6 protein-coding genes and 2 pseudogenes are annotated in these 16010 nt (G+C 63.1%); 6 read left to right on the top strand and 2 right to left on the bottom strand.

Features of this window, described 5'->3' with window-relative positions; translation table 11 throughout:
- Positions 1–53 precede the first annotated feature (53 nt).
- Positions 54–1673, bottom strand: a complete 1620-nt coding sequence (locus ACLIVD_RS38510; RefSeq protein ID WP_491933222.1) for a ParB/RepB/Spo0J family partition protein — start codon at positions 1671–1673, stop codon at positions 54–56.
- A gap of 2684 nt (positions 1674–4357) precedes the next feature.
- Between ACLIVD_RS38510 and ACLIVD_RS38505 the strand changes: the two are divergent.
- Together ACLIVD_RS38505 and ACLIVD_RS38500 are read left to right on the top strand one after the other, a co-directional pair.
- Positions 4358–5387 (top strand): annotated as a pseudogene (locus tag ACLIVD_RS38505) (transposase).
- A 334-nt stretch (positions 5388–5721) separates the two neighbouring features.
- Positions 5722–5892: a hypothetical protein gene (locus ACLIVD_RS38500; RefSeq protein ID WP_317571566.1), complete on the top strand. Its 171-nt coding sequence runs from the start codon at positions 5722–5724 to the stop codon at positions 5890–5892.
- A gap of 1535 nt (positions 5893–7427) precedes the next feature.
- Here the strand turns inward: ACLIVD_RS38500 and ACLIVD_RS38495 are convergent.
- Positions 7428–7655 carry a hypothetical protein gene (locus ACLIVD_RS38495; protein WP_005262432.1) on the bottom strand — a complete coding sequence of 76 codons (228 nt, stop codon included), beginning with the start codon at positions 7653–7655 and terminating at the stop codon, positions 7428–7430.
- A 4424-nt stretch (positions 7656–12079) separates the two neighbouring features.
- On the opposite strand from ACLIVD_RS38495, the gene ACLIVD_RS38490 reads away from it, so the two are divergent.
- From ACLIVD_RS38490 to ACLIVD_RS38475, 4 genes and pseudogenes are all read left to right on the top strand, one after another.
- Entirely contained in the window at positions 12080–12988 is a 909-nt protein-coding gene (locus ACLIVD_RS38490) for a hypothetical protein (protein ID WP_491933221.1), read from the top strand.
- 134 nt (positions 12989–13122) lie between these two features.
- Positions 13123–13392 carry a hypothetical protein gene (locus ACLIVD_RS38485; protein WP_491933219.1) on the top strand — a complete coding sequence of 90 codons (270 nt, stop codon included), beginning with the start codon at positions 13123–13125 and terminating at the stop codon, positions 13390–13392.
- Positions 13393–15178 (top strand): annotated as a pseudogene (locus ACLIVD_RS38480) (hypothetical protein). It begins immediately after the preceding gene.
- Complete coding sequence (locus ACLIVD_RS38475) at positions 15178–15975, top strand: hypothetical protein (protein WP_491933218.1); 798 nt, start codon at positions 15178–15180, stop codon at positions 15973–15975. Before ACLIVD_RS38480 ends, ACLIVD_RS38475 begins: the two are co-directional and overlap by 1 nt.
- The last annotated feature ends 35 nt before the right edge of the window (positions 15976–16010 follow it).

Below are 16010 nucleotides of genomic sequence, written 5' to 3'. Positions count from 1 at the left end.
TGCATCACCCCGCGGCCGGGGCGAACTCGGTGATGCACCGTGCATCACCGACGTCAATCGGCGAGAGACAGTGCGCGGCGCGTGGCGTCGAGGCGGGCTTCCTCCCACGCGGTCGGCTTGTAACCGGCACGCTCGGACAGCAAGTCCAAGTACGCGAGATCAGAACGGCCCCACTCCCGGGAGGAATCGGCTGCCGCGAGTTCGTAACCTGCAACCGCACATGCCCAGGCGATCTCACCGCGGCGCTTCTCGTCGCCGTTCTCGACACTCACCCGGAACTCGGTGGAGTCGAGACCTTCCAATCCAACAAATGCCTGCGCCAGCCTCCACCCCTCCTTGCTCGTCGCCAGAGCGGAGATGCCATAGGCGTATTGGTCGATAAAGAAGGTCACCAACCTCTCACGTGACGGAACGGAGGCCGCGAGCTTCTTGCCCGCTTCTCGACGCGCCTTCGCTGCCGCCGCCCCTGCTTCCGCTTCCCGCTTCGCGGCCAACTCGTCGGCATTGTCTTCGGCTCGAGCGGGTTTGTCGACGGCGTAGTAGACAAGCGTTCCTTGCCCGGGGTCGATCGCGCCGACGACTTTGGTGCTCGCGAGATCGATATCGGACACCTCGAACAGTCGATGCTCATGGAAGCTCTCACCGAACCGCTCGCGCGGATCCACGATATCGAGTCCCGCAGCCGATGCCTGCTCTCGGGACTTCCGTTCCGTCAGCACACGTTCAGCCGCGCGCGTCGGGCTCATTCCGCGATCAGAAATCAACGTGAACGCCGCAAGCTGCTCGGAACGACGGGTATCCGAGCTTTGCGCCGGGTCTGGCTTCTTCTGCCAGCTCCGTGCGGGACCGTAGGGGAGCGCGCCCGCCAAAGCGGCGCCCTCGGCGCTTCGAATCGCGTCCTCCGCAATCGCAGCCTGGACCTCGGGGGCAAGGAGTAACAGCGACAGCCGCCTGGACACCGTCGCCTGATCGACGCCCAGCTTGTCCGCGATGGCACGCTGGCCCATTCCCAACTCGGAGTACCGAGCGAACATCTGGGCCTCGGCGATCTCCGAAAGGTCCTGGCGTCCGAGATTCTCCAGCGTCATGGCGTCGAGGTCGCCGTGATCGTCCATCACGGCGTCGTCAATCACCGCCGGAATCGTCGCCAGCCCGGCGGCAATGGCGGCCGCGCGCCGGCGGTGCCCGTAGATGACCACATACTCGGCATCGTCACCAATAGCGTGGGCGAGGTCGGGCCGTTGCGCGAGGAAACCCTCGCGTGTTACCAGCAGCGCGGGAACCTTGATGCCGTTCGCCCTGGCGCCGTTGACCAACTCATCCCACTTTGGGTCGCCAGCCTGGGGCTTAGACCTGTCCGGGTCGTTGAACGGATGCGGGGCGGTCTGGAGAACAGGAACCTGCACAACGGTTTGGCCGTCGGCGGCAGCTAATCCAGCAAGTGCGGCGGTGATGCCGCCCGTGTTTGCATCACCATTCGCCTGCGTAGTAGTTACATCGCCGGAGGCGGCGGTCGCGAGCTCCTCGCTATCCTCGCCGCCGGCGTACTTTCGGAACCGACTCGCAGTCTTCCTGCCTGCCGGTTTACGTGCGGCCGGCTTGCGTTTGCTCGCGGCCGGACTGGTCGATGAGCTGGTGGCCACCATTTCGGATGTCACTCCGGCGTTCATCATCCTCCATTCTCTGCGCATGCTTTGCATGTATTTAGATGGAGCGTACTGGGATCGATCCGCCGCCTTTGATATCTCCGGCGGCGTGTCGCCCATACGGTGATGCACCGTGCATCACATCGACTTGAACACCGGGTGATGCACGGTGCATCACCGAACAGGCAGTCGGATGAGGTTGCAAGCCGCGGGTGGGTTCAGCGGCGAAGAGTCCCAGCGCCCGGGTAAGCGGGCCACTGCCAACCGGTGATGCACCGTGCATCACCGTAGAGGATTCGCGATCAGCCTGGTTCGTCGTCCACTTGACCGCTAGGCGTGGCCGAGTCGCTTCCCTGCCGACTCCCTGTCGACGACTTTGGTGATACACGGTGCATCACCAAAGTCGCACCCCCTCCCAAGTCAACACCGCCGGTGCGAAGCGGCGGCGCCCCACCGCGTCGGTCATGGTTCTCGACGTTCTTACCTGCCCCCTTGGCAGTAACACCGCCACGGCAGAACCCGAACGGAGAGGACGCAGCGGACCGCATGCCTTGAGGAGTCAACGCAACATGTCGTAGACCACCTCACGGGATCTCGCCGTGATGCACCGTGCATCACTGTCGGCGTAATCCACCCCATGCCGGGCCAAGTCAAGATCCCCGGGGCGAGGCGAGGTCCACACAACACGCTTCGCGGTGATGCACGGTGCATCACCGCAAGGGAGTCGCTCAGCGCGGCTCGTCGCCTAATTGACCGCCCGCGCGGCCGAGTCCTTCCGTTGTCGAGGCCTTCGGTGATGCACGGTGCATCACCGAAGGCCTATCCCACCCCGAACCGGGCCGAATCAATACCGCAGGAGCGAGGCGGGTGGCATGTCGGCGGTGATGCACCGTGCATCACCGCACGGGCAGTCAGATGAGAGATGCAAGGCGGGGGAGGCTGTGGCCACACAGAGTCTCACGCCCAGGTGAGCGTTCCACTGCCGACCGGTGATGCACCGTGCATCACCGCGGGCGCGACCCACCTCGGGCCGGACCAGGTCAGCACCGTGCCTGTGACGGGCCGCGACGATCTGGCCCACTCCGTTGGCGGCAACATCGCCACTGCAGAACCCGAAGAGGGGGCGCCCGCAGCGCGGACCGTATACCCCGAGGAGTCGCGACCTTTCACACACCACCTCACGGGATCTGGCCGGATGCACCGCGCATCACGGCGGCATGACCGATCCAAATGGGACCAAACCAATGCGCCAGGATCCAGGGAGGTGGCAACCCGCCGGTGATGCACCGTGCATCACCGCACAGGCAGTCGGATGAGGTTGGAAGCCGCGGTAGGCGCTGGCGACAAGAGTCTCACGCCCGGGTAGGACGGTCATTGCCAGACCGATCGATGGGGCGTTCGTTACGAAGCGGATCTTGCTCTACGGGTTGCAAGTCACGTCGAGGCGGTGAACCTTCACGCTCTTGTTGGGGCCGTATCAGCATCGAGGCCATTCCACTTGATGAGCCTCGTGGGAAATCTCCGCTGAGGGCTGGGGCCAATTGGAAGTGGCGTCATACCGGTCGCCGGCTAACTGGGTCCTGAGATGCGATGGACGGCCCCGCGCGCATGTCGGTTTCGCTCTAGCGATCGGCGGGGCATCCCGTTGCGCTGCATCCTTGTTGCTCCGGCATATTGACGCTCTCCCGAGTCCACTGCCTTGGTTCACCTTGGCGAGGCCGTCCCCCCAAGGCAGCGCAACCGGGCCTGGACGGCACCGGGGGAGTGGGCGTGTGACGACTTATGCAAGGAACAGGAGGATGGGACTTGAAGTTGACCAGCTAGCGCTCACGGGAGCGTCGCTCGATCGAGTCGTGGGTGATGCACGGTGCATCACCCACGACCCGCCTTCGTCCAATGTGCCGCTGACTGACCGAATGCTGTCCATCTGGCCGGGGCTTTATGGAGTGCTCAGTACACCTTCCCTACCCGGCCCTGGGTAAGATATGGCGATCAGGTTGTGGATCACGGTCTGCCGCCCAGTCGAATTCGTTTCTGTCCCGAACGCTCGGACTGAGCGCCAACCATCATGACGCGGCGACCCGCCTCGCCTGTCACAATCCAACAGGCGAGGCCAAATTTCTAATACTGCGTGCAAACGTCTCGTGATCCGTCGAGCGGTGAAGCACCCTGGCGCACGGGTCAGCCTTCCCGCTAGACCAACCCGACGGGAAGTTGGGTGATCCCTTCAGTCAACGTCCCCTCCATCTCCGCCTGATCACCCCCGACCTCGTCTGATCAATCCATCGGGGTGATGCACGGTGCATCACCCCGATGCGGTCGGTTCCAGGGCTTGAGACCACAAATCCGAGGGCTTGAGCGAGTTCCAGTCGACTCACCCAGCCGTCGCACATCCAGCGCCGTCAACCGCTAGTCCAGGATCGCCGGATGGCAATCGAACATGACTGAGGCCGTTGATTTTTCTAGCGATTTGACCGGGTACCGGTCGGCTTATGCATCCACTCACCGGTTGAAAGTCCGGCTCGGGAGTGCCAGCCGACGCGTCTCGACGCCACCGCAAAACTCCGGGTAGGTCATGAGACGAAACGTTTACGGGTGCACGTGACTTGGGTCAAGACGGCGGTCTGTGTCCGCCGCCGCGCTCGTCGGCCGCAGACCGATCGGTTCCGCGTCTGACCGGCCTGTCGTAGCCAGGTGCATGGGCCCACGATATCGACCTCCAGCAGATCCGGACGGACCAACTCGCCGGCGCAACCCCCGACCTGCTGCACTAGCTACTGACGGTTCATCCACATCCTGATGAGGCCGACGCACGGTGCGGCGCCGACTACGGAACAACGCTCCGACGAGCGCGGCAACAGCCGGAACGGCTACCTGCACCACGGCTTCGACACCCTCGAGTAGCGATCCTCAAGCTGCGATCCGGTTCGTACTTCCCGGAGCATCTGGTTGCTGCGGCGCCGCAAGAGCGCCGAAAGGCACAGGCCACCGTGATTGTCACTTGCTACCTGCTCGGCGTCTACACCCGGCGGACGGAGCGACTCGTCGACACGCTGGGCACCACCTCGCTGTCGAAGTCGCAGGTATCGGTCATGGCCGAGGACCTCGACACCCAGGTCGAGGCGTTCCGCAGCCAGCCACTCGATGGCGGGCTTAACACGTTTGTCGCCGCCGACGCACTGGTGCTCACGGTGCGGGAGAACGAGCGGGTGGTCAACGTGCATACCCTGGTCGTGGATGTGACCTAGCCCGAGGACGGGGCCGAGCGGCTGGCGTTCTGCCGGTCCCTGGTCGCCCGCGGCTTGTCCCGGGGTGCGATTGGTGACCTCCGACGCGCACGCCGTCCCGGTGGTTGCGATCGGCGCTACCCTTCCGAGCGCTTTGTGACCGAGGTGCCGCCGCCGAGAAGCTGCCGAAGGTCGCCGATCACCTCGACGCCGGCCGGACCTGTTGGCACGTTCACCGGATTCCCCGAGCAGATCTGGACGAACAATCCGCAGGAGGACCTCCATAAGGAACTCCGCCGGACAACCGATGTGGTTGAAATCTTCCCCGACCGCACCGCCCGGATTCGGCTCGTCGGAGCGGTCCTCGCCGAATAACACGACGAGTGGATCGAAGAGCGCCGCTATCTCAGCCTGAACGCGCTGGCCCGCTCCCGCAGCGACATCCCACCGACAGCACCAGCGAGTTCACGAGGAGGTGACACCGGCCTTGACTGCCTTGCTCACCAACGAGTAGGCACACAACAACCTTCGTACACCACGCCCCGAGACTTGACCCGGTTAGACGAACGATGGACCAAGGACGCAACTAGACACGGCAATACAAACCGGCCACCGGCCCGGCGACGGTTGCGCCCGGCGCCAAGCTCTGACGCGCAGTGCAGGAGTGGGCCCATGCACTTGGACTGCAAAATCACGCTCGGCCACAGCGATCGCCATTCGCTGAGGGACCATGACGCCCTAAACCATCGCCTACGCAGCGCATGTACCTGCACCCAGGACCCTTCGCGAATTGGCTGCCCCAGAACTGGCCATCGGCCTCTGCCTAAGTCGATCATCAGTGTTCAGGTATGCGCATCAGCCTTTCGACGCTCAAACAGCTTCGAATTAAGGGCTTGTTTGCACCGCTCACGGTGGCCAGGAGTCGCCACGACGTGATCACGGCAACCGAGACGCGCGTCGCGGTCAGCGATGCGCTGACGGGCTTCCTGGGCCGATTTTTGGGCCATCTCAGATGGTGAGGGACGGGACCAATCGATCTGAGTCAACCGCCACCGGAGGTATCCAACAGGCCTCTCGATATGTTGCGGCCAAATCCAGCCCCGCTGTTGGGTATCGCGCGTGAGCTCAGCGGCGATGTCACGCCCGGACCAGCGATTCCCATCAACGCCGGCACTCGCAAGGACTTCGCAGATTGCCCCAATGTGCCCAGCCGATTCGAATGCTGGTGCATGAACGAGCAGCTCTGCGGCTGTGCGCTGCAGGCCGATCGGTCGAGGTTGCTGTGCCAGGGACTTAGGATTCTTAGATTGCTGGCCCGCGCGCGCTTGCGCGCGTTTTGGTGATAACTCTCTAACAAGAGATAACAACTTAAATCCCCTGGAAGGGGATAGGGGGCCACGAGCGAGCAATTGGGGATAACTCGAGCGAGCCGCATTCTTTGAGCGTCGGACCTTCTTGGAGAGCTTTTTCCCCGCGCGTCCAGCGGCTATGACCAGGGATTTCGGTGATGTCAGCGCCCAAACTGACGCCGCACGACGTTGAATCCGCCCGTGATGAGATTCAGCAGCATACGATTCGTCAGCTCTCAGGTACCTCCCTCGTACCATCTCGCGGGCGACAGAAAGTGTCTGAAGTGCCCTTCTCGCGCGTTTTACAACTGACACGCTGACTCCGCTGCGGTGGGCGATCGTGTCCCGCGCGGCGCATACGCGCCGGCCCGTCGACCGCTCTGCGAACGAGGCCATGGTTACGGCCACGGCGAAGACAAACTCTGTGCTCACCTTGAATCGCCGGCAAACGTCACGTCCGGTGGTGGAGTTCAACACATTGCGGACCTGGAGCTGCCAGGCAGTTCGTCCGGTCCATGCTGGTGTTGAGGCTTGTCGGCCGGGATCGACGGGTAACGACCAGGACCGGCCACGCTGCTCGCTCTCTGCGTTGAGTCGCTCGATTTCATTGACCCGCTCGACAGCGGCCGAGACGAGAGCGTCCCATTCTGGGTCGTTGGTCGTAGAAACCTCGCCAACAGGGGTGATCTGAACAGCGTCGACGGAAAATGCGGCCGCTTGAGCCGCAGAATTGGGGTGCATGACGCGCCTTTCACGCGCCCTTAACCAGGTTGTTGCCGTGAGTCGCTGGCATCACCAGCAGGACATGGCTTACCCTGACAAGAGCGCACGGTATCGACACGACTGCTCGCGGGACTGCCAATCACAGGAGCGGTCGTGTTGGAACGGCCAAATATGGGCGGTGGGTCTCATCCGGAAACGGTGGGACCCACCGACGTTTTCGCTAGTGGAATCGACACCCCCTCACGGCATGCGTGAACGCCGGAAGGGCCGGCGACATTAGGTCTGCGTACACGGAATTGTCACGTTGGCGCTGAGATGAGACGTTGCGGACACCGATATCACGTCGTGTCGCGTGCGCACGACGAATCGCGCGTCCTATACTCATAGAAGGCAGACCTCCTCCCTTGCGTGGCGGTTTGTACGACGAGCGGAACCCCCGGAGCTGGCGAGCGAAGGGGGGTTTCGCCTTTTTTGGGCTCTGATCAGCCCGTCATTGGCAACTCTTCCTGTCTGGCTTGCGCCGGAATCGCTGGCTCGTTCTCGAGTGCCAGCTGAACAAGCGCGATCATTCGATCGGTGATTGTCTTCACACGACCATCGTCAACCGGTGCGAGAATCCGGTCGGCGATCTCCGCGGGGAACTCAACCCCGATATGGCGAACGGCGACGTCGCGGGCTGGGCGCCCGCCCCGACTTTTCCGAGTTGTCATGCCTTAAATCCTGCTCTTTGGGTTTAACTAAACCGCGCAGCGACACGCCGAGTTAAATAAAACTCGAAAATGACGCGTCGGAACCTCCTCCAGGCGTGAATCTGGCTCCGAATCGTATGCGATCGCGACCCTGCCTACTGAAGAAATATCTGATCAAATCTTGCGGCGCGGCCGTAGGCAATCACACCACCCAAGAAACGTCACGTGATGAATCAAAATCTGTGTGGTACAGCGATTTACGCACAATTACTCTGCTTCGCGACAACAAGAGATCGAGAGCCGCTCACAACACCTTCCCACCACGGATGTCACCGACCCTCCCCATAGACGAATCTCTGACGTCGCAATATCCGCAAATTCGACCTCTTTGCAGGACTTCTGGCCCATCCGTTATCGGCGTGTCAGCGAAATAGAGAGAAAGCAATTTGAGCGAGACGTGGAATCGTTGGGACGAATCACAGCCCGACTGCCAAGGGTTCCTCGCACGAGTTGAATTCTGTGGCGCCATCGAAAAGAGTCACCTCGCCTCGACGACCTTCAATCAGGCGGGTGACACCGACATCCCAATTTGCCTTCTGCCGACGCGCTACACAGACCCACTTAGGACGAAGTAGTGGAAATGCGCACGATGAACGCCGCAACTCACCGAGAATCTTTGCCGGCCTCTCAACCATGTGAGCCGCGGCCATCTCATGGTCATCATGATCGACGCGGGTTCGGCTCTCGACCATCTTGACGTTCAGGTCTACGCGATCCTGACTTATACCGGGACGGCTACTATTTAGACGAGCGAACCATCCGCGATGTCTCGTGCCCAATACTGTTGAGCCCCCAACGCCAGAGACGCGGATTGCACTTCACGCAGCAAGCATTGCCGTCAAGGTGGTTGGGCTCGTCGGGTCCTCGTCGGCCTGGGCCGGGGCAACGAGTATCTGCGAAATGATCACTGGCGACCCGAGCACAAATGCACGACGCAAGTTCGATACCTCACGATTCAGTCGTCCGCCGAATTATCCAGTCAAGAGACGGGGAACTCGCGTGGACAAGAATGTATTCACCCCCCGACCGACGGCAAATTGTGAGACATGCAATCTGGCGGCACAGGAAGTTGTCGGGATTGTCGGTGACCGGCCGACTATCGCTTCGGGCGGGAGCGCCGCTAGCTGACGGAACGATACGCAACAGTAGCTGGGGCGGTGCGGTTAGAGGCGATACGAAGACGTGATCGCGTCGTCAAAGGCGGTTGGGCAGTCCCGGATTCGTTACTCGCGCCGCTACTCGCGCAACTTCGTCAACATCCAGATCTCGACGGGTTGCATCTTTGGTCAGTTCAGCATTTAGGCCTGCTGGAGGCCGAAGATAGTGACGCCGACCCCTTCTCTGCGACGAATTGCGCGCCGCAGCGAATGTTGGTGCACCGGTCTTGGTCCCAATGGGGAATAGATGATGATGCACGGTGCATCACCCGGAGGTCAGGTGATGCACCGTGCATCACCGAAGCACCGACAACGAACGGACTGGCGCGCATCGGTCGAGCAGGCGACGAGCCAGCGCGACCGCGACTCCACCGCGGTGATGCACCGTGCATCATCGGTGGGGTGCCCAGCTCACCTCGCCCGGTGCCGAGACCTTTCGCCGTCACATTCACTTGCGGCTTGGAACCGGTTGTGTCACGCCCTCGGTAATGCACCGTGCATCACCGGTGGGGTGCCCAGCTCACCTCGCCCGGTGCCGAGACCTTTCGCCGTCACATTCACTTGCGGCTTGGAACCGGTTGTGTCACGCCCTCGGTAATGCACCGTGTATCACCGAGGGCATCGACAACAAACCCGCGCGCGTATCGGTCAAGCAGGCGATGAGCTGGCCTGACCGCAACTCCACTGCGGTGATGCACCGTGCATCACGGGTACGTGTGGACCTCGCGTCGATCAGGTGGATCGACCTGACCCGGGCCGGGGTGGTGTACGCCTTAGGTGATGCACGGTGCATCGCCTGAGTTGGGTCCATCCTCAGGGCGTCGTAGTGTTGCGACTCCGATGCGATGGATTGGTGAGTTGCCGTGATTTCGCGAGGGGGTGACGACCGTTTCGACGGAGCAGGGACCATGAGGTCACTGAACACGCGTCGTCGGTTGGATACGCCTCAGCGTGTGGTCACGCCTTCCTTATGCTCCAAGCCTGGACATTCCATTGACCGACGGGGTGCTCGACTTCGGCTCGATCAGCGCTGCGAGGCCGGATGCTCGGTAGCTGGCTTAGTTTCAGTCAACGTCGCTCGTGCCTCGCCGTAATGGGCGGCGAAGAATGCTAACCGTTTTCGCCGGAACCGGATGCGGCCCGTGTCATCGTTATGGTGCTCCGAGCGAGCCGGCCGGGTACGGACGTTGGCTGCATGGTGTGGAATTCGTGGGAAATGCCCGAGTTCTGTTGGAGCGGCCGTCAGTGATCCACTACCTGTGTGGCCCGCCTCCGTCGGAAATGAGGCCGGTTGGGGGCGGTGCCCGACCGGCCTGCGCCATCCGGGACACTCGATGCTGGGTGCAGAACTGCTTCGGTGCGAGGTGAACCGGATCCGGGTAAGCATCCGAGGTTTTGGAGAATGGTGTCGGGCAGGAAAGGCAGCCCGCCTTCCTCTCCAGATTGCAGGATTGACCGGGTGTCGAGCGAACGCCCAACGATCTTACGGAGGGCACGTACGTCGGCATGTATTCCACAACGTATCGAGTTTCTCGGCGATGTACCGGAACGGCTCGATGCAGAGGTCTACGCCTACTGCACGGGGACCTTCGCAACTTCCTCGGAACTGCCTTCGGGTGATGCACCGTGCATCACCCGAAGATGCGGGTGGATGCGCAACGTCGTGAGAAAGCCAATCTGGTTGAGATGTTCAATACGGGTCCGACACTTCCCGCTTCGTTATGAACGTGCAGATGGTGGACCACGTGTGCGACCAAAAAGAGACTGTCGGGGACTGAGGCAATTGCCGGGCCTTCGTGAGCAGATTGCATGTCGGGGCGACGACCCTAGCCCTTGCAGACGGAAATCGGGCAGGTCAGGAGTCGCGCGAATGAAGATTTACGTGTCCGGCTGGTCGCCGGTTATATATGATCGACCAAGTGCGCGCTGAGGTAGTCGCGTTGAGAACGATTCAAAACACTTCTACTGCAATGAAATTCGACGACGAAGAACCCGTGCTCCGCACCCGCCGATCACCGTGAGGCTGTAGCTTTGGACGTTGCCAGAGTTCACGCATCGGATGCGGATGGGCTCGTTGGCGTCACCGCGTCGCACCGTGGCCGAATCGAGCCGCTTCGAAGTCGAACCACGCGGAACCCCGCCGGAGCTGGCGGACGGCGGGGCCGCGACACCGGCAGTCGAGGATCGGTCAAGCAGCGCGAACCGTACTGGCTGAACAGGATTCAACTCACGGTGTTGCGACACCAGCGGCCTGCACATCGGGTCAGCCGGTGCAATCCAGATCGTATGATGCCGAAACCGCCGATCCCCAAGAGTGTGTCGTACGCCACACACGATTTCTTGGGCGCGCACAGACGTCTCGTCGCGCATCCGGAACCCAGCCGAGCATGGTGAACCAATTGACAGCTGACCGCCTGTGGGCCGAGTGGCTTCTGCAGTTCAAAGCCACGTCCACGAACGTTTTTGCAGACCAATCACTTTCGTGCTCTCGCAACTCGATCGCTCTCAGCTACACGCAGAAGGAACGCGCGGTGGTCGCAGCAACGGCATCCTCACGTTCTTCGGCCCAGGCTGACCCTCGGTCGCGCGACGAAGATCAGAATGACCAACCGGGTGAATGCAAAGAATGACGATCTGCAAAGCGCTCTCGGCGTTACGGCCACACACAGCCGACGCCCTTCGCGAGAGGCATACAAGAAGCGGATGGCCTGATCCGCTGACCGAGACTCGGATCTGTCTGTGAGAGCGCAGGAGATCCAGGCCCTGCTACCGGCACGATCGCCGGTGGAGCATCGCCGATCAACCCCACGATGTGGTCGACGATTGAGGCCGCGACAGCCGAGGCGATAATCGACCGATGTCCACGAGAGCGGCTGGGCCGCTGCATTTTCGGCGCCAGATTGGAGCTCGGCCCACACCGCGGAGTTTTGGTCCGCGAGATCTTTCGGAACGGTGACGGCTATCCGGCGTGCATGGTGACCCGCACGTGAACGTTGTTGATGGTTTGGTCGCCAGATGACGCACGCGGTGAACCGAGGCTCTGACCTCGACCATGCCTTCACCGCCGACGTCCTGGCCGAGTTCACCCGCACCGGATGGCTCGGCGGGCGCACGGCCAGATCGCCACCGCACTTGCCGCCCCCGCCAGAGGTGGCCCGGTGGTCGATTGGCGGGAGATCGTCGCCTCCCGGCGTGATGAGGCCCTGGAAACCCTGTCTCGCTCCCCGCATGACCCTCCACGCCGCTGCCGGGATGGTGCGGCTCGTCATCCGGGCCAAAATGGCCGCCGGCGTCGCACACGCGGTGCCGTGGGGAACCAGCCTCGACGGCCTCCTCGCCTCGGAGATCCGCGAGAACATGAAGGCTGTTTCCAGGGATGCGGGCACCGACTATCCGCCCTACCGTATCGATACCGTTCCGGAGGATCTGGAGCTGCCGCTGGCCCGCTGCCCCGGCGACGTCGCCGACCGGTGGCATTGGGCAGCGACATTCGCCTACCCGGAGGACGAGGTGCCAGGCCCGCACGTGCAGTACTGGTCCGCCCGCCCCGACCAACAGGCCCTGAGTCAGATGGCGGTCGAGTTGCCGTCGCAGGTGTCCGAACGGCAGGGACGCTACCGCTCCCGGGTGATGCCGCTCCCGCTCACGGTGTGCCGCACCTTGGTGTGGCGTGCGGTCGGCGACCCGGCTGCAGTCGCCGCACTGCTCGAACCCATCATCTCGATCGGGAAGAAGTGCGGCAGCGGGCACGGCCACGTGTTGTCCTGGGAGCTCATCGAACACCCAGCCGCCGATTCGTGGGCGTTCGCGCACCTGCATCCGGACGGCAGCCTCGGCCGCACTATCCCTGCTGTCTGCCTGCACGACGGGGAAAAGGTCCGTGTGGGTGGGAAAGGGTGGATGGGGTTGCGCCGCCGTACATGCACCCATCCCGTCGCACACCGGTGCTACTACCAGCGACCTGACCTGAATTCAGAAGTGAATCTGGTCCGACCGCCACCTCGCCCGTCACCGATGCGAAATGGCACTGGTCTGCCCTCGGGTAACCGCCGACCAACTGCGAAGGGCTGGCTGTCCGCAGTCTGCTTGCACTCTTGCTCGCATGGTTGCGAGCAAGAATGCAAGCACGTAGGTTGATGGCCACGAGCAGTAGTTGCTCGCCGTGGTAACCGAGACCGATGACTCAGTGGCCTGGTCGGTACACCTCAACGCGGAAAGGACAACTCTCGATGCCCAATCCCCGTGGTTCTCAGAGGCCCGAGGGCGCGTACATGCCATCCGTGCTGTCGCCTGCCACCCAAGACTCCCCTCCCGGAGGGAAGGCGACTACACCTCCTGTTGCCGCCACGCTGGAGCCCCTATCGCGAGAGGACAAGGAGGCCCTAAATACTCGCGTGCCGGCGAGCACTGCTCGGCGCCTGAAGTGGTTCACCAAGCACTACGAGTACACGGTCACCAATGTCGTCGATGTCGCGCTGCAGGAACTCTTCGCGCGCCACGGCGTTCCCAACATCGACTCAAACGGCGAGATCGTCGAATAGATGAACCGGGGAGGGCGATCGATGACGGGTGAGGACCAGTACGCACTGTTCGAATTCGATGACGCCACTTCAGAAGTGGACGAAGATGTTGTTCCCTCCGAATCCATCTCCGACGAACCGTCGGACGGCGCCGAAGAAATCTCGACCGCGCAACCTGCCGAGGATGATCGTGACACAACCAACCCGCCGCCGTGGGAGAGCCTGCCGGTGGGTGTCGAGGCGGATGAGCATGCGCTGATCGTGACCGCCGCGGGGACGTATACGCCGTCCGAGCGGGAGTTGACCGGTCCGGTCGATTCGGTGGAGAAGCTCGACAAACTGGTTCGCTGGGCTTCCTTGAAGCCGTTGGGCGCGCCACCGCAGGTGTGGATCGTCGGACAGGGCGCGTGCGAGGCGTTGCGGTGGGTGATCGACCCGGGCAACGAAGAGGACTTCGACGACATGGAGGCGCTGCGCACCCGCGCCGCGTCCGAGCTGACCGCGGTCCTGCAGGCCGCCCTCACCCCGATGCTCAGCGCTGGGTGGGAGTTGCGCGGCGATCCGGGACACGTGGTGCACCTGTCCCGCAGCATCGGCAAGTTCACCTCCATGGTCGATGTGGTGATCGAGCCGTACGTGTGGACGTACTGGAACAAGGACTTCGGCTGGAACAACCGGGTCGGTGAGATGGGCATCCTCGGCTCACCCACCGCCGGAACGTATCTCCCCGACGACGACCTCCCGGCCGCGCGTGAACTCGGCCGACGGTTGGCGTGGTCCGCGAAACACCTCGGCGTACTGCCCGGGCCGACACCGGCCCGCACCGGCGCCGCGATCCTCGACAAGATCAAGCGCGAACGCACCCGATCGGGGAAGGGTATTGTGGTGGCGACCGCCGGCCCGGTACCACCGCTCGATGGTGCTCCCCGCAAGGACCCGAACCCGCGGTCGGCTGGGTCCGCGTGCCCGACGCGGAGGATCTCGACGGTGTACGCCGGTTGGTGTCCATCGACCAACGGGCCGCCTACCTGGCGTCGGCCGGGATGCTCGAATTCGGCTACGGGCAACCCTCACATCTGACCGGTGGGGCGGCGGCTGCGGCGGCGGCGGGGGACAAGGGTGCCCCGTTCGGGTTGTGGCGGATCACCCTGCCCGCGGGGCAAACGTTGTCGCTGCCCGAGAAGCTGCCGCCCCCGCATCCGCACATGCGGGCGGATCAGCCGGTGCAGACGTGGGTCACCTCGGTCAGCCTCGACGGGTTGTGCTCACCGGTCGCGGATGGGGGATCGGCGCGGATCTCGACGACCTGGACATCACCGAGGCCTGGGTCTATCCGCAGCAGGGCCGCGTACTGGACAAGTGGGCGAAGATCCTCCGCGAGGCCCGCAAGAGCGCTGTGGACACCGAGGACGCCGCAATGAAGAGCTTCATCGGCTCCTGCTACAAGGGCTACATCGGGCGGATGGTCAACCCGGACATGTGGACTGCCAAGCAGATGCACCACCACCACCAACCGCTGTGGCGGGCGGCGATCATCGCCCACTGCCGGTGGCGCGGCCGGCGGGTGGCGATGCGGATCGCCCGCGAGCACGGCCACTGGCCGGTCCGCACCATCACCGACTCCTGGGTGTACCTGCTCTCCGGCGGTGAGGACATCGCCGACCCGAGCGACGCTTTGGGGAAGATGTCGGTGGAGAAGGACACACTGCTCACCGACACGCTTCTGTCTGACCTGGCGTCGGCGCAGGACATGCACGATGTGAAACTCACGATCAAAGCGGCATTCGCCGAGGAAGACGAGGACTGATGGCCCTGCATCTTCCGAAGCCCCGCACCACGAAGCCGCCGCAGCAGGCGGTCGGTCTCGATGGCCTCAAGGTTTCCGTCGCCAGCGCCGCGACCAGCGGTGTGGAGAAGTCGAAGCAGGTCAAAAGCGGGGGACTCGCGGGTTTAACCAGCAAGGTCTCGGTGAAACAGTTGCGTAAGGAACTCGGCAACGAGGGCCTGCGGCAGGCCGCAATCGATGCCGGCCGCACACCGCCGTCCGCCCGCACGTTGCGCCGGTGGGCCCGACAAGGCCGCATTCCGCATGCCGATGTCCTCGAGCGAGCGCAACGCCGTGCCGCGATCGAACGCCTCGGCGGCATCGACGCGGTGGCCACCAAGATCGGCCGATCCCGCTCCGCGGTCTCCCGATACCGGTCCGGTGAAACGAACGAGCTGCGCGCCGACGCCAGCAAGAAACTCCGCAACGTCAAAGCCGAGGACATCATGAAACGCGCCGGCGTACTGCGCCCCGACGGAACACCCAAAAGAGCGGTCATCCGCGTCAAGGGCGGCGTCATGGTCCGCAACGGCGCCGACGAGGGCTACGACTACCGCATCCGCACCCTGGACTTCGCGAACTCCGACACCCCGTTCACCAGTGAAGAGTCCCGCGAACTCGCCGCCGCACTGGCAGGCGACGATCACGCCCGCGTCGTCGCGTTGCTCGAGCGGCACGCCACCCTCGACTACCCCGAAAACAAAGGCTTCGACACGTACAGCGACCAGTTCGGATTCCACTTCGACCACATCGACTCCGTCCACATCGACTGGATCTGATCTCAGCCGGACCGAACCACGCGCGGACAAGTCGT

It is taken from the genome of Rhodococcus sp. G6(2025), assembly GCF_058628105.1.
This window is presented reverse-complemented; position numbering and strand designations above follow the sequence as displayed.